The 14,833-nt window shown below is 68.7% G+C and carries 16 protein-coding genes; 6 read left to right on the forward strand and 10 right to left on the reverse strand.

Translation table 11 applies throughout. The annotated features are described in order from the left end of the window. Position 1: 1 nt before the first annotated feature. The 5 genes from OHA70_RS02120 to OHA70_RS02140 all read right to left on the reverse strand — a co-directional run bounded on the left by OHA70_RS02120 (position 2) and on the right by OHA70_RS02140 (position 3,340). Positions 2–1,075, reverse strand: a complete 1,074-nt coding sequence (locus OHA70_RS02120; protein WP_328327894.1) for a transcriptional regulator — start codon at positions 1,073–1,075, stop codon at positions 2–4. Positions 1,076–1,078: 3 nt separating this feature from the next. Next, on the reverse strand, positions 1,079–1,693 hold the full coding sequence (locus OHA70_RS02125) for an anti-sigma factor family protein (protein ID WP_328327896.1): 615 nt from the start codon (positions 1,691–1,693) through the stop codon (positions 1,079–1,081). Then, positions 1,690–2,373 (reverse strand): RNA polymerase sigma factor SigE, encoded by a 684-nt coding sequence (sigE, locus tag OHA70_RS02130; protein ID WP_328327898.1) that lies wholly within the window; start codon positions 2,371–2,373, stop codon positions 1,690–1,692. Before sigE ends, OHA70_RS02125 begins: the two co-directional genes overlap by 4 nt. A gap of 165 nt (positions 2,374–2,538) precedes the next feature. Further along, the gene (locus OHA70_RS02135) at positions 2,539–2,760 is read right to left on the reverse strand and encodes a biotin/lipoyl-binding carrier protein (RefSeq protein ID WP_328327900.1); all 222 of its coding nucleotides are present in this window, start codon (positions 2,758–2,760) and stop codon (positions 2,539–2,541) included. A 37-nt stretch (positions 2,761–2,797) separates the two neighbouring features. Beyond that, positions 2,798–3,340 carry a CGNR zinc finger domain-containing protein gene (locus tag OHA70_RS02140; RefSeq protein ID WP_328327902.1) on the reverse strand — a complete coding sequence of 181 codons (543 nt, stop codon included), beginning with the start codon at positions 3,338–3,340 and terminating at the stop codon, positions 2,798–2,800. Positions 3,341–3,387: 47 nt separating this feature from the next. Here OHA70_RS02140 and OHA70_RS02145 point away from each other — a divergent pair, with 47 nt between their 5' ends. Beyond that, positions 3,388–4,581, forward strand: a complete 1,194-nt coding sequence (locus OHA70_RS02145) for an MFS transporter (RefSeq protein ID WP_328327903.1) — start codon at positions 3,388–3,390, stop codon at positions 4,579–4,581. A 34-nt stretch (positions 4,582–4,615) separates the two neighbouring features. Here the strand turns inward: OHA70_RS02145 and OHA70_RS02150 are convergent, their stop codons facing one another. Continuing rightward, positions 4,616–5,086 carry a polyketide cyclase gene (locus OHA70_RS02150; RefSeq protein WP_328327905.1) on the reverse strand — a complete coding sequence of 157 codons (471 nt, stop codon included), beginning with the start codon at positions 5,084–5,086 and terminating at the stop codon, positions 4,616–4,618. A 97-nt stretch (positions 5,087–5,183) separates the two neighbouring features. Between OHA70_RS02150 and OHA70_RS02155 the strand changes: the two genes are divergently transcribed. From OHA70_RS02155 to OHA70_RS02165, 3 genes are read left to right on the forward strand one after another with little or no spacing between them, the layout of a single operon-like run. Beyond that, on the forward strand, positions 5,184–5,705 hold the full coding sequence (locus OHA70_RS02155; protein WP_328327907.1) for a SigE family RNA polymerase sigma factor: 522 nt from the start codon (positions 5,184–5,186) through the stop codon (positions 5,703–5,705). Between the two features lie 2 nt (positions 5,706–5,707). Then, positions 5,708–6,547, forward strand: a complete 840-nt coding sequence (locus OHA70_RS02160; protein ID WP_328327909.1) for a hypothetical protein — start codon at positions 5,708–5,710, stop codon at positions 6,545–6,547. After that, positions 6,544–9,801: a S8 family serine peptidase gene (locus OHA70_RS02165; protein ID WP_328327911.1), complete on the forward strand. Its 3,258-nt coding sequence runs from the start codon at positions 6,544–6,546 to the stop codon at positions 9,799–9,801. Before OHA70_RS02160 ends, OHA70_RS02165 begins: the two co-directional genes overlap by 4 nt. 77 nt (positions 9,802–9,878) lie before the next feature. Here OHA70_RS02165 and OHA70_RS02170 read toward each other — a convergent pair whose 3' ends face one another. Beyond that, positions 9,879–10,760: an SIS domain-containing protein gene (locus tag OHA70_RS02170; RefSeq protein ID WP_328327913.1), complete on the reverse strand. Its 882-nt coding sequence runs from the start codon at positions 10,758–10,760 to the stop codon at positions 9,879–9,881. A 101-nt stretch (positions 10,761–10,861) separates the two neighbouring features. On the opposite strand from OHA70_RS02170, the gene OHA70_RS02175 reads away from it, so the two are divergent. Together OHA70_RS02175 and OHA70_RS02180 are read left to right on the forward strand one after the other, a co-directional pair. Continuing rightward, positions 10,862–11,644 carry a DeoR/GlpR family DNA-binding transcription regulator gene (locus tag OHA70_RS02175; protein WP_328327915.1) on the forward strand — a complete coding sequence of 261 codons (783 nt, stop codon included), beginning with the start codon at positions 10,862–10,864 and terminating at the stop codon, positions 11,642–11,644. A gap of 146 nt (positions 11,645–11,790) precedes the next feature. After that, positions 11,791–12,465 carry an O-methyltransferase gene (locus OHA70_RS02180; protein ID WP_328327916.1) on the forward strand — a complete coding sequence of 225 codons (675 nt, stop codon included), beginning with the start codon at positions 11,791–11,793 and terminating at the stop codon, positions 12,463–12,465. Between the two features lie 3 nt (positions 12,466–12,468). Here OHA70_RS02180 and OHA70_RS02185 read toward each other — a convergent pair whose 3' ends face one another. The 3 genes from OHA70_RS02185 to OHA70_RS02195 all read right to left on the reverse strand — a co-directional run bounded on the left by OHA70_RS02185 (position 12,469) and on the right by OHA70_RS02195 (position 14,830). Further along, positions 12,469–13,203, reverse strand: a complete 735-nt coding sequence (locus OHA70_RS02185; RefSeq protein ID WP_328327918.1) for an alpha/beta hydrolase family protein — start codon at positions 13,201–13,203, stop codon at positions 12,469–12,471. A 30-nt stretch (positions 13,204–13,233) separates the two neighbouring features. Continuing rightward, positions 13,234–14,244, reverse strand: a complete 1,011-nt coding sequence (locus OHA70_RS02190; protein ID WP_328327920.1) for an amidohydrolase family protein — start codon at positions 14,242–14,244, stop codon at positions 13,234–13,236. A gap of 67 nt (positions 14,245–14,311) precedes the next feature. Then, positions 14,312–14,830: a 3-hydroxyanthranilate 3,4-dioxygenase gene (locus OHA70_RS02195; RefSeq protein WP_328327922.1), complete on the reverse strand. Its 519-nt coding sequence runs from the start codon at positions 14,828–14,830 to the stop codon at positions 14,312–14,314. Positions 14,831–14,833 lie beyond the last annotated feature (3 nt).

Here is a 14,833-nt window from a genome sequence, read left to right on the forward strand (position 1 = left end):
ATTATCCCAGCTTGTGGGAAAGCGCACCCATCGGTGTGAGCCAAGACGCGATTTTAGCCAGTCCGGTCCCCATCCGCTGGACCGCCGTGACCTTCGGCGGCGGAATGTGCGGGAAGGCCGCCACCACCTTCCCGAGCGTCTCGAAGGGCAGGTCGCCGACCATCGTGTACACGATCCCCCCGGACGACCAGACGACGTATGAGGGCATCCCGTACCGCTGGTAGACCCGAGCCCCCTCAGGCGTCGTCGAGGCCGTGTAGCCCGCCACCGCCGCCGGGTCGAGCTCCCCGCGCTGTTCGAAGAGCGACACGTTGAACAGCCCGTCGGAGTACGAGAACTGCAGTGACTTGGTCGCCTCGTCCTGATGTACGTCGTACAGCTGCAGAGACGCCGGGAGCGACGGCGAGCACGTCCAGCCCTGCGACCGCAGCCCGTCGACGCTGCCCATCCCGACCGACTCCACACTGCCCGGAGCCATCGGCGGCAGGTGCCCGATGAACTCGGACTCCTCGATCTCCAGGTCGGTGAACACGGTGGCCCGGACCATCGTCTTGCCGTCGTCGCTGAACAGCTGCCGCTGCAGCAACAACCCGGTCGCCTGGTCGATCCAGAACCGCGCAGCGAGCGTCCGGTCGCCCCGCAGCGCCTCGATCAGTACCGCCGCCCGCCCGATCGTGTCCGTGCAGCACTTGTAGACCAGCTCGTACGTCGCCTTGAGCAGTGAGAGCGGCCCACCGTCGACAGTCGGCCCCACCGCGTGGCTGGCGCGCTGCACGAAGGCCTTGGCGCCCGGCGACGCGGCCGGGCCGACCACGCTGATCTCCGACCCCTGCGAGGCGGCATGGACGATGTCGAGCATCGCGGAGCTCGCCCCCTGCGTTCCCCAGGAGGTGATGATCTGGGTGCCCTGGTACGAGACGTGATCCGGCGCCGCCGCCGCACGCTCCAGCCAGGCGACAGCGTTCGGGTTGTCCTCGCGCTGCGCGACCGGAACAGGCGAAGCGACAGCAGGCATGGGCAGGCCGAAACCGATCAGCGCAGTGCCGACCAGTACGGCGAGCCTGGAGAGGCTCATCGGTCAGCGCCCCGTCAAGGCCACCGGCTGCAGCGTCGGGCTGAGCCCGGCGTATCCAGCCCCGTTGAAGGAGTTCATCAGCGCTACCGGGTCAGCGAAAGGAGCACTGGCAGTCGCGGCCGCGTGGTCGGCGGTGTAGCTGGTCAGCGGGGGTTGCAGCGACGGTGGTTGCTCCGACCGAGCCGGGTCGCCCAGCACGAACGCAGTACCGAGTAGTGAGGCCATGGCGGCTGCAGAGCCCGCTGCGCCCAGTACGCCGGTACGCCGGCGGCTGCGCGTCGCAGTACGGGTCCCTGGTCGCGTTGCGTCGCTGCGCGCAGCCGGGAAGGCCGACCGTTGCGGCATGAGTGAAAAGGCGGCCGGTGTGAGCACCGGGCGGATCTCCTCGCGCGGCTCGGTGCCGAACGACGAGACACCCATCAGACGCTGCATCAGGTCCATCGAGGGGTCCGGAGCGGCCGACGCGGCCAGCCCGGCCTTGAGCCGCCGCTGGGCGTCCACCTCGGAGCGGCAGGTGTCGCAGCCGACCAGGTGGCTCAGCACCCTGTCGCGCGAGTCGTGGTCGAGCTCACCGTCGACGACAGCGCTCAGCTTGTCCAAGGGATGTTGCACGGTCACCGGTCGTCACCTCCGGCAGCGAGCGGCCCGTCCGCGGGCGGGCCACTGATACGGGTCTGGCCGGACCGTGGCGCGCGGTGCTCGAGGTGCTTGCGCAGCATCGAGCGGCCGCGGTGGATCCGGCTGCGGACGGTGCCGAGCTTCACATCCAGTACGTCGGCGATCTCGTCATACGTCATGCCCTCGATGTCGCAGAGCACCACCGCCGCCCGGAAGTCCTCGGGCAGCGCGTCGAGCGCGTACTGCACATCGTGGTCGAACAGGTCCTGGTCGAGCTTCTCGGCCGGGCCGGAGCCCTTGGCCGGCAGCCGGTCGTGCGCGTCGTCGGGCAGCCCGTCGAAGCGGATCCGCTGCTTGCGGCGGGCGCCGTCCAGGAACAGGTTGGTGGTGATCCGGTAGAGCCAGCCCTCGAAGGTGCCCGGCGTGTAGGACGACAGCGACCGGAAGACCCGGACGAAGACCTCTTGGGTCAGGTCCTCGGCGTCGTGCTTGTTGCCGGTCAGCCGGTACGCGAGCCGGTAGACGCGGGCCGAGTGGGCCCGGACGATCTCGTCCCAGGACGGCAGCGCCTCGATCTCCGGCTGGACCTTCGGGGTGCTCGCAGCGGGCACCACGGGGGTGTCGACCGGTTTCACGACAACGCCTCCCTGGGTCCGCTCGGCAACGAGTGAGAACACCATGGTGCCGCGTTCACCGTCCTCTTCGCACGTCGGGTACACCCTGGTTCGACCCTGGGATGCCAGTACGACGAGTCAACGGCCCCCGCTGACGGGAAGTTCCCCGCCTCGCCAGCTCTCATGGAACTCTCATCTACCAGACGCGCGAGGGCGCATAAAGGTTGAACGCTACTTCTCTTCGATCACGGCGATCGGGTCGCCGTCGCGGACCACTTCACCCTCGGAGACCTTCATCTCGGTGATCGTGCCGGCCACCTCGGCGAGCACCGGGATCTCCATCTTCATCGACTCGAGGATGACGAGGGTGTCCTCCGGCCCCACCGTGTCCCCGGCCTTGGCGATGATCGTCTGGACGTTCGCCACCAGCTCTGCCACCACGGTGTGACTCACGCGCACTCCTCTTGTTGCCGGTTTCCTCGCGTCGATCCTATGCGCCGGCTGCCTTCGAGCGGGCCCGGTACGACGCAACGCGGGTCCGGCTGGAGCAGGTCGGCGTACAGAACCGCCGTGGCCGCCGCTCGGCCGCGTTGACGAAGACCCGCTCGCAATCCGCCGCGGCGCAGGTGTCGATCGCCTCGAACCCGTGGCCCGCCGCGAATCCCGACAGCCCGAGCGCCGCCCCGGCCGCGATCCACTCGGCCCACGTCGCCTCGGGCTTGGCCACGTGCAGATGCCACGGCGACCCGTCGTGATCGGACAGATAGGGCCGTACCGCGTACTCGCTCAGCAACTCGTTGAGGATGCGCGCGGCCTCCCGCGGCTCGGCGTGGAACACCGGCCGAATGCGCTCACGCACCGCCTTCACCGCAGCCAGATCACCCTCGTCGACCGTCGCCGTCGGCTCGCCGTGCTCGAGCAGGAACTCCCGCAAGGCGGCCACCGAGGTCAACCGCTCCGGATCGAGGGACTTGGTGTTCACCAGGTCCACCGCGATCCGGATCATCCGGTCCGGCGTCGTCAGGCTCTCCACTCGACCGATCGTAACGCCTTTGTTAGCGTAACGCGTAACTGCTATCCATGCGTTACAGGGAGAAGCCGATGCTGGCCCGCTACCTCACCGCCGCGACGCTCGCGCGAGTCGGCGACGAGATGGTCGCGTTCACCCTCGTCCTGCTCGTCCTCGATCGCACCGACAGCGCAGCTCTGGCCGGCCTCACCGGAGCCGCCTACGCCCTCCCGGCGATCGTGACCGGCCCACTGCTCGGCGCCTGGCTCGACAGAACCCAGTACCGCCGTACTGCGCTAGCCCTCAACCAAGCCGTCCTAGGCGCTGTCATGGTCGCCATGCTCGCCGTCGTCGGCCATAGCCCTCACTGGGTGACTCCCGCGCTCGCAGCACTCGCCGGTACGACCCTGCCGCTGGTCAGCGGAGGATTCACCAGCATGCTCCCGAGCCTGGTCCCAGCGGAGCGTCTACCGCGGGCCAACTCGTTGGAGGCAGCCAGCTTCGGCGCAGCCACCATCACCGGCCCAGCGGCCGCCGCCACGATCGCTGCAGCCGTATCCGTGGAAGCAGCCGTCGTGGTCATCGCCATGACCGCAACCCTCAGCATCCTGGCCATCGGCCGCCTACCCGCACTGCCCGCGGCCCGCGGCTCCCAGGAGCCCTTCCTGGCTTCAGTAATAGCCGGACTCACCCACCTAGCCCGCACTCCCCGCCTGCGAGCCTCCACAGTGACCACGACTCTCCTCATGGGCGTCATCGGCATGCTGCTCATCACCCTGCCGCTCCACATGGCCTCACTCGGCATGCCCCGCTCAACCGCCGGGTACCTCTGGACAGCCCTAGAGCTGGGCAGCGTCACGACAGCCCTTCTCCTAGGTCGTTTCCAGACCCGTTGGCGTCCCGAGCACGTCGTGATGCTGTCGGTAGCCGCGTACGGCCTTGCCTTCACCGCTTGGCCCCTAGCGAGCAGCTTCGCGGTCCTTGTCGTGCTCGCCGCCGCCACCGGCCTCCTAGAGGGTCCGATGCTCCCGGCCATGTTCGCCGCGCGCCAGGTCTACAGCCCGCTAGCTCTACAAGGCCGAGTCAGCACTACAGCCGCCAGCCTCCGAGTAGGCGCCGCAGCCCTCGGCCAGGCGGCGGCCGGCCTCCTAGTCCCAGCCATAGGCACCCACACCGCGCTCCTACTGATCGCAGCCGGCCTGGTTGCAGCCTCAGCCCTCGGCTACGCCTCGAGCCACAGCAGGGAGGTCGCCCATGCTGGTTAAAGCCTGGGGCTGGGCTGGGCGCTGAACAGCGCAGTCACTGCTGCTCGACTGTGCGGGCCAGAATGCCCAGGGTCGCGCGCAGACCTGCCTCGGGGATGATCGGGAAGTTGACCTTGCCCCGGTAGCGGTCCTCGATCTGGCTCCAGTCGTAGTACGTGGTCACCAGGGTGCCCGTGGCGCTTGGCTGGAGCTGGTAGCCGTACAGATGCTTGATGGGCGGCTGGATCGCGCCGGAGATGGTCCACTCGATCTCCGCGTTCTCGGTGAAGCTGGTGATGATCACCGTGACGTCGTACTTGCCCATCGGCAGGTCGTTGAGCGCCTCCCGGTCCATGTGGACGACGAACTCGTCCCCCACCGCCTCGACGGTCTTGCCCTCGGCGGACTGGAGCATGCCGGAGCTGTCGATCGCCACGTGGCCGCTGGGCTCCCGTAGTACGGCGAAGATCTCCGCGGGTGAGGCAGCGATCTGTCGCCGTACTTCGAACCGCTCGTCGTTGGTCATTCGCCGAGGATGCCAGAGCCGGTGAAACGAGTTCGGCCGGCTTGTGACTTTCGGGCCGGGTCGCGCATCGAAAGGGGTAAGCCGACCGAGGAGAACGATGCCGATCACCGGTGCGACAAGTCATCAGCGGGAGTTCGAGGAGTTCGCCCATGCGCGAGCCGCTCAGCTCTACCGCTCGGCCTGGCTGCTCTGCGGCAGCCATCACCAGGCGGAGGACCTCGTCCAGGAGACCCTCGCCAAGGTCTACGCCCGCTGGCGCCGGCCGTACAGCCGGATCGACAACCCCGCCGCCTACGCCCAGACGACGCTCACCCGCACGTTCCTGGGCGGGAAGCGCCGCCGGAGCAGCGGCGAGCAGCCGTACGCCGACGTGCCGGACCAGACGATGCCCGACCCGGCGGTGCGCGCCGACATCCGGCTCGCGCTCTTCCAGCTGCTGGCCGAGCTGTCCCCACCCGACCGCGTGGTGCTGGTACTGCGCTATCTCGAGGACCTCAGCGTCGACGAGGTCGCCGACCGGATGGGCGTCTCGCCCGGAGCGGTCCGCACCCGCAGCCTGCGCGCCCTGCAACGGGTCCGCGGTCTGGTCGGCGACTCACTGACGATCGGAAAGGACTGACCATGCACGACGAAGACACCATCGACGAGCAGGTCGCCGCGCTCTTCCACGACACCGTCGCACAGCTCCGGCCCGACGTCTCCGCGCTGGTCAAGGGCAGCGTCGAGCGGGGCGGGGCGATCCGGCGCAGGCGCGCCATCAGCACGGTGGCCGCCGCGGCCGTTGCCGCGATCGCGGTCGCCGCGGTCACCACCGGCGTCGCCACGAACCTGCACGGCGCCTGGGGCGAACCAGCCGTCACCGGCCCGACCGCCACGCCATCGACTACCACGTCGGGCGGCACGCCGTCAGCCTCCGCACCGGCGATGGCACACCCGAACGGCCTGCCGAGCGAGAGCTCGTCGAAGCCCGCACAACCCCCTATCCCGACCGCCCAGTTCCCGGTCAAGGCGGCCGAGCTGCCCGGCCTGTTCGCACGGATCCAGCCTGGCAAGATCACCCCCGCCGAGGCGTCGAGCGGCCGGATCATCGACGACGGCAAGGCAGGTCAATACGCCCACTTCCGCTGGAACGGCTTCGTCACCACCGTCGGCTTCCGCGCCTTCCCCGGTACTCCGGCCCAACGGTGCCAGCAGTTCCAGCAAGAGGGCGGGCCACCCGTCACCTGCCAGCAGCGCTCGGACGGGACCGTGCTCGTGGTGGGCCCGGATGACGTGGCTCCTGATGTCGACGGCGGCGTCACCGCGCGAGGCGCCTGGCTGTTCACCAAGCACGGCTACGAGATCTCCGTCATCTCCTACAACGCCGCCAGCATGAAGGGAACGCCCCGGGCCGCCCATCCGCCCTTCACCGCCGCCCAACTGGCGCAAACCGTCACCAGTCCCCTCTGGAGCTCCAAGTGACCGTACGCCGACAGCTCATCGCAGCCACGCTGGCACTAGTGCTAGTGGCCACCACTGGTACGACCGGAGCGGCCGCAGATCCCACCGCTCACCCGACGAAGGGCAGCACACCTACTGAGACGATCACCCTGATCACCGGCGACCGCATCGACCTGCCGGCCACCGGCCGGCCAGTCCCCCACCCAGGACCAGGCCGCGCAGGCATCCAGTTCCTCACCACCAAGGACGGCACCAACACCTTCGTACTCCCGTACGACGCCCTCCCCCTGGTCGCCGCCGGCCGACTCGACCGCCGCCTCTTCAACATCACCAAGCTGGCTGCCCTCGGCTACTCCGACCAGGCCCGCCGCGACATCCCCCTCATCATCACCGGGACCAACGCAAAGCTCAGCGCAGCCGGCACCCACGAACTCAAGAGCCTCAGCGCCGTCGCCCTGCACCAGCCCAAGACCCAGGCAGCCGAGTTCTGGAAGAGCGTCAAAGGCGCCGCGAAGACCACTCTGGTCGCCGGAGTGAACAAGATCTGGCTCGACGGCAAGGTGAAGGCCACCCTCGACCGGAGCGTTCCCCAGATCGGCGCACCGACCGCCTGGCAAGCCGGCTACACCGGCGCCGACACGACGGTCGCCGTGCTCGACACCGGCATCGACACCGCCCATGCAGACCTCTCTGATGCCGTCGCCCGGTCGGAGGACTTCACCGGCAGCGAGTTCGGCGCCGACGACCACTTCGGCCACGGCACGCACGTCGCCTCGACCATCACCGGCAGCGGCGCGGCGTCCGGCGGCAAGTACAAGGGCGTCGCGCCCGACACCAAGCTGCTCAACGGCAAGGTGCTCGACGACCACGGCAACGGCGACGAGTCCTGGGCACTGGCCGGGATGGAATGGGCCGTCGCGCAAGGCGCCGACGTGGTGAACCTGAGTCTCGGCTCGGAGTTCCCCACCGACGGGACCAGCCCGATGGACCAGGCGGTCAACCGGCTCACCGCCGAGTCCGGCACCCTGTTTGTCGTTGCCGCTGGCAACGATGGGCCGGGCAGCCAGACCGTTTCCAGCCCGGCCGCCGCCGATGCCGCCCTGGCCGTCGGTGCGGTCGACAAGTCCGACCGGCTGGCGGACTTCTCGTCCCGTGGCCCGCGCCAGGGAGACGCCGGGATCAAACCCGACATCACCGCACCGGGCGTCGGCATCGTGGCGGCCCGGGCGAAGTACGCAACCGTCGGTACGCCGGCCGGTCCGGAGTACCTGCAACTGGACGGGACGTCGATGGCGGCGCCGCACGTCGCGGGCGCGGCCGCGATTCTGGCTGGTCAGCACCCCGGCTGGAAAGCGGGCGAGCTGAAGGCCGCGCTGATGGACAGCGCCGAACCCAACGGAGCGCTCACGATCTACCAGGAAGGCGCCGGGCGGGTCGATGTGGCCAGGGCAACCGCCCAGCAGGTCCGTACGGACGCCGGCAGCATCGACCTGGGCGAGGCGCTCTGGCCGCACAACGACGACAAGCCCGTCCAGCGGACCGTGACCTACCGCAACGACGGCGACCAGCCGGTCAGTCTGGCCCTGTCCACCGACGCCATCAGGAACCCCCAGGGCGAGCCGTCGCCGGCCGGGATGTTCACGGTCTCGGCCGAGCGACTGACCGTGCCCGCGCACGGATCGGCAGCGGTCCGGCTGACCGCGAACCCCGCGATCGACGGCCCGGCCGGGACGTACAAGGGTGCCCTCGTCGCCGCTGCGGGCGCGACCCGGGTGCGGACGATCATCGCCCTCTACCGCGAGGTCGAGAGCTACGACGTGACCGTGAAGACGCTCGGCCGGGACGGCAAGCCGGCTCCGCTGGGCCACTTCATGATCGTCAACGTCGAGCAGCCCGGGTTCAAGGTGCGGGACGGGGCGCCGGAGAGCTTCGTCGTCCGGCTGCCGAAGAGCCGGTACTACTACGAGGGTTTCCAGGAGCGGGTCGTCAGCGAGGAGCCGTACAGCAGCCGCCTGGACTACTTCTTCGAGCCGGACTTCGCAGTCACCAAGGACACGGTTGTCACCCTCGACGCCCGCGACACCGTGCCGCTCGTCCTCCGCACCGACCATCCGGAGGCGGACCGGGCCGGACTGCAGATCGAGAGCTGGCGGGACACACCGTGGGCGGGCAAGGCGGCGGTCGGCTCCGGGTCGGACGGTATCGAGTTGTTCCCGCACGACGACGACAGGCGGGTCCGGCCGTCGCGGACCTCAGCACTGAGCGCGTACAAGTTCAGTGCCGGGGCGCTGCTCGCCAAGCTGGACGGACATGGCGGGTGGACGGGCAGTCCGTACCAGTACCACCTGAAGTGGGCCCAGGACGGGATGGTGCCCGGCACTCTGGACCGGCTGTTCAGGGATCGGGAGCTTGCCGAGCTGCGGACCACAGTGGCCGCGCAGACGCCAGGCGAGGTGATCCAAAAGGATGTCGCCGGTGTGACGACGCCGGGCAAGGTCACCGACTGGTACTCGCCTGGCTTCGAGTTCGCGCCCGGCACCCTCACCCAGTGGAGCGACGACGGTCAGCTCCTGAGCCAGTCCGCGGTCGCGCCCAAGTACTTCGAGAAGCCAGGCCCCGCGGGGACGGAGCGGTGGAACGTCGGGCCGTTCATGCCAGCGCTGAACCCGGACGACGGCAGCCGGCGCGAGGGTGACCGGCTGACAGTCGACCTCTGGATGTACTCCGACCAGAAGCTCGATCACGTCGGGGACTCGGCCACTGACTCGAGCAGCGCCAGGCTGCTGCGGGATGGCGTGGAGGTGGCCTCGTCGGAGTCCGCGGGGTATCTCGATGCGGGGGTGCCCGCTGATGCCTCGACGTACCGGCTGGAGAGCACGGCTGCTCGGAGCAACTCGCCTTACACGACCCGGCAGTCGGGGGCTTGGACCTTCCGGTCCGGTAGGACGGCTGGGGAGACGCGGTTGCCGCTGATGATGCTCCGGTTCGCGCCGAAGCTGGATGAGCTCAACCAGGCGCCGGCTGGCTGCACATACGCCGTGCCGGTTGCTGTGCAGCTGCAGAGGGGGGCGGCGTACGGGAAGTTGGCCTCGCTGACGGTTGACGTCTCATACGACGACGGTGCGACCTGGAAGCCGGCGAAGGTGAAGGGGAGGACGGCGCTGCTGGAGCACCCGCGGCAGGCTGGGTTTGTCTCGCTGCGGGCGACTGCACTCGACTCGGCCGGGAACAAGGCCGAGCAGACCGTCATCCGCGCCTACAGGCTCCACCGCTGACTGCCTGCTGCCGCGACTCTCGTCGGGCCCGGTCGCTGCTGCGGCCGGGCCCGGCTACCCACCTGGCGGGCGCGGCGTCAGCTCAAGATGACCGAGCGGGACAGGCTGCGGGGCTGGTCGGGGTTGAGGCCGAGGGCGAGGGACTTGGCGACCGCTACCCGCTGGGCGACCACCAGGGACGCCATCGGGTCGAGGTCGGCGTGGTGGACGATCGTGGCGCCGGTGGCGGTCACATCGTCGAGCAGGTCCGCCGGCGGCTCACCGAAGATCCACACGCCGCGGCCGGGCTGGGCGATGGCGATCGGGCCGTGCCGGTAGTCCATGGCCGGGTAGGCCTCGGTCCAGGCCGACGCTGCCTCGCGCTGCTTCAGACCGGCCTCATGCGCCAGCCCAATGGTCCAGCGGGTGCCCAGGTACGTGACCTGATCCAGCTTGGCCAGCTCATCCACGTCGATCGTCAGGGCGACCTCGGCATCCGCGGCAGCCTGCGACAGGTCCTGCCCGAGCGATGCCCGCAGCAGCGCCAACGTGGTGGTCGCGAACCGGGTCTGTACTACGGACTGCTCGTCGGCGAAGTCGAGCATGATCGTGTGATCGGCCAGCTCCACGATCGGCGACCCCGGCGTCGCGGTGATCGCGATCGTCGGCAGCGACGTGTTGCGGATCAGGTCGAGCACCTCGGTGGTCGTACCGGACCGGCTGATCACCACGATGGCGTCGTACTCGCGGCCGGCCGGGAACTCCGAGCCGGCGAACGCGTCGGTCAGGCCCTGGCCGAGGTCCTCGCGCAGCGCGGCGTACGCCATCGCCATGAACCACGACGTGCCGCAGCCGACGGCGGCAACGCGCTGCCCGGCCGTGGGCAAAGCGCCACCGTACTGCGCGAAACCGGCGGACACCTGCCGCCACAGCTCGGGCTGAGTGGCGATCTCAGTGCTCACGAATGGCGTGTCGGTCATGTCGTCTCCGGAGATGTAATGGTCGAAACTGCTCGAACGTGATCGAATGGTGCCAACCGGCAGCCGTCCGGCTGACCGATTGTGTGAAGGAGGAGCCCCGGGTGAAGCGTTATGAACGCCTGAATACGTTGCTCGAATCGCTGGCGGAAAAGGGAGCGATCGATGTCGACGAGCTCGCGGAGCAGCTGCACGTCTCCGCGGCGACCATCCGGCGCGACCTGGACCACCTGGGAAAGCAGCAACTTCTGACCCGTACCCGCGGCGGCGCGGTCGCCAACGCGGTCTCCTACGACCTGCCGCTGCGCTACAAGACTGCGCGTTTCGCGTCGGAGAAGCAGCGGATCGCGCAAGCCGCGGCCACGCTGGTCCGGCGCGGCATGGTGATCGGGATGAACGGCGGAACCACGATCTCCGAGGTGGCGCGCACGCTGGCGACCCGGCCGGAGCTGTCCGCCGAGCACGGTGAGCCCGCCTTCACCCTCGTCACCAACGCGCTGAACATCGCCAACGAGCTGATCGTCCGCCCGCACGTCAAGATGGTGCTCACCGGCGGCGTCGCCCGGCCGCAGTCGTACGAGATGATCGGCCCGCTGTCGCACCGGATCCTGGCCGACCTGTCGCTGGACATCGCCTTCATCGGCGTCGACGGGATCGACGAGACCGGCGCCACCGCCCATCACGAGGGCGAGGCGAACATCAACCAGCTGATCGTCAGCCGGGCCGCCAAGGTGGTCGTGGTCGCCGACTCCAGCAAGCTCGGGCAGCGCGCGTTCGCCCGGATCTGCGAGCTGAGCGAGATCGACACGCTCGTCACCGACGCGCAGGCCGACGAGTCGCAGCTGTCGATCTTCAAGGAAGCCGGGATCGACGTCATCCGGTCCTGACATCTGTCCGCACCTCCCTCACTGGGTGATTCCTGCCTAGTCAACACGATCATATCTGCTCGTGGCTAGTAGTTACGAGCAGGAGTGCGCAGCGTCAGCGCGGGAGGCGCGGTTCAGGACATGCGGGACGCTAGGCTTCGCCGTAGATGAGTACCGCAATGGCATCGATCGAGGAGGGCATCATCGCCACGGGCATCGACCCCACGTCCTGGGCCTACGCCGAGGACTACACCGGTGAGGACGAAGTCGTCACGGGTGCACGGGCGAGCGCCGAGGACAGTGGCATCTCCTCGATCGGCCCCGGTGCCGCCTCCGCGCTGAGCATGCTCGCCGCCGCAGTGGGTGCGAAGGCAGTCGTCGAGATCGGTACCGGTACTGGCGTCTCCGGCCTGGCGCTGCTGCGCGGCATGCGCGCCGACGGCACGCTGACGACGGTCGACCTGGACGCGGAGAACCAGCGGCTGGCCCGCAAGACCTTCCTTGACGCCGGCGTGCCGTCCAACCGCTTCCGTCTGATCGCGGGCTCGGCCCTGGACGTCGTCACTCGGTTGACCGACGGCCACTACGACCTGGTCTTCTGCGACGCGGACAAGCGCGAGTACACGGCGTACCTGCACGAGGCACTCCGCCTGCTCCGCCCCGGCGGCGTCGTCGCCTTCGACAACGCCCTGCTCCGTGGCCGGGTCGCCGACCCGTCCCACCGCGACCCCGACACCACGGCCGTCCGCGACCTCATCCGGGCCATCCGCGACAACGACGACCTGACCTCAGCCCTGCTCCCCACCAGCGACGGCCTCCTGGCCGCCGTCAAGCGCGCCTGACACCTACTCCTGGGCCCAGCCGGCGAATCTGCTGATCTCGGCTGTGACGTGGGGCCAGGCGCTGCTCAGGGGGTCGATCAGTTCGTAGTGGCCGACGCCTTCTACCCGGACGAGTCTGGCGGTGGGGTGGGCGGCTGCGTAGGACTCCGAGACCTCGAGGGGCACTCTGGCGTCGGCAGTGCCGTGGATGATGGAGACCGGCATGATCGGGGCGGGCAGGTGGACCGGGTCCAGGTCGTTGCGGACACCGCCACCCAGGAAGTCCTGTACTGCGGTCTTGTCCAGCTCTAGTTGGTCGGCCATCAGCAGGTCGGCTACTGGAGCCAGGGCGACTACCCCGCGCATGCGGATCGGGTTGAAGGTCGCTGCGGCCCAGAGAGCCAGCTGGCCGCCGGCGGAGTGCCCGGCTAGTACGAAACCTGCAGTGAGGTCCATGAGGTCGGGCAGGCGGTCTAGGGCGTCGCGGACGTCGGTAGCGGTGGCGTCTGGGTTGCCGGGCTCGCGGCGGTAGTCGATCGACGCCACCGGCCAGCCCTCCTCAGCCAGCGCTTCGCCGAGCGGGCGCGCATGGGTCCGGTCGTACTCCGGGCGCCAGAACCCACCGTGCAGGAAGACGATCGCCGGCCGGTGATCCTTCGCATGCCAGACGTCGACCATCTGCTCGGGGTACTGGCCGTAGGCCAGCTCCTCGTCCGGATCACGGGCCTCGCGGGTCAGTACAGAGCGGTCCTCAGTCATCGAGACCTCCCAGCATGCGGTTCCCAGTCATCAGGGCCTCCCAGTTCGGTCCCCCAGGAAACGTACTGCGTTCTCTGACAGCAGCTTGACCTGCTGAGCCTCCGAGAGCCAGTCGGCCCGCCGGACGACCTCCCCGACGGGTCGCTCACCCAGTGGATACGGATAGTCACTACCGACCATCACGTGGTCCTCGCCGAGGGTATCGACCAGTAACCGCAAGGCCGATTGCTCAAACACGACGGTGTCGACGGAGAAGCGCCCGACGTAGTGGCTCGGCGGGTGCTGCGACTTGCCCCGTACTACGTCGCCGCGGCGCTGCCAGGCGTTCTCCACCCGGCCCAGCCAGAAGGCGAAACTCCCACCGCCGTGGGCGAAGCAGATCCGCAACGACTCGGGCAGCTCGTCGAAGGCGCCGCCGAGAATCATCGCCAGCAACGAAAGATGCGTCTCCGCAGGCATGCCGGTCAGCCAGCGCGCCATCCATCGGTCGAGGCGCGGGCCGCCCGGCATGTCCCACGGATGCACGAGCACCGGGGCGCCGACCTCGGCGCAATGCTTGAGAAAGGCAACGATCCCGGCGTCGTCGAGGTCCTTGTCGCCCACGTGGTTGCCGATCTCAACACCCACGTGCCCCGCAGCCAGACACCGATCCAGCTCCTCACACGCCGCATCCGGATCCTGCAACGGCACCTGACAGAACGGCACCAACCTGCTGTCACCGGCAAGCGTCTCGAGTGTCAAATCATTGAAGATCCGCGAAACCTTGACCGCCTGATCCGCCGGGCGCTCATACGCAAAGAACACCGGCGTAGGCGAAACCACCTGCAGATCGATGCCATCGGCATCCATATCCGCCCGGCGCGTCGCCGGATCCCAGGTCTGCGCCCCGATCGGCCGGAACTCGCTCTCCCCCACCATGATCATCGCGTCCCGCTCAGAATCCACCCGCAACCACGGCCACCCCTCACCCCCACAAGCTGAGGCGAGGTCCGGCCACCCCTTCGGCACGAGGTGCGTGTGCACATCCACCGCTCGCGTCATGCGCTCCGCTCCCCCACCGCGCGCATCGCCGCGCAGCGGCGATGCGCGCGGTTCTTTGCTTTTGGCATCAGGCCTTGCCGGGGTGAAGGGTTCCGCAGGATGGGCAGGTGCGGGCTTCTTCGCTTTCGTAGAAGGCTTTGAAGACCGGGGGGAGGTCTTCGACGATGTCGTTCACCTGGAGCTCGACCTCGTGCACGATCGCGTTGCAGTTGGCGCAGTACCAGCGGAACTTCTCCAGCGTGCCCTGTTCGCGGACTCGTTCGATCACCAGGCCGATCGAGTCCGCGTCGCGCTGGGGAGAGTGCGGCATGTTGCGCGGCAGCATCCACATCTCGCCCTCGTTGATGTCCACCCGGGCCGGCCCGTCGTCGGTCTGCACGTCGACGTGCATCGTGCCCTTGATCTGGTAGAAGAACTCCTCGTACGGATCGACGTGGAAGTCGTTGCGCTGGTTCGGGCCGCCGACCACCATCGTGATGAAGTCGTCGCCGGTCGGGAACATCTGCTTGTTGCCCACCGGCGGCTTGAGCAGGTGCTTGTTCTGCTCGACCCACTCGGGGAAGTTCGTCGACTCCAGGTTCGCCATCGT

Origin of the sequence: Kribbella sp. NBC_00382, assembly GCF_036067295.1 — a bacterium.
Classification (GTDB): Bacteria; Actinomycetota; Actinomycetes; order Propionibacteriales; family Kribbellaceae; genus Kribbella.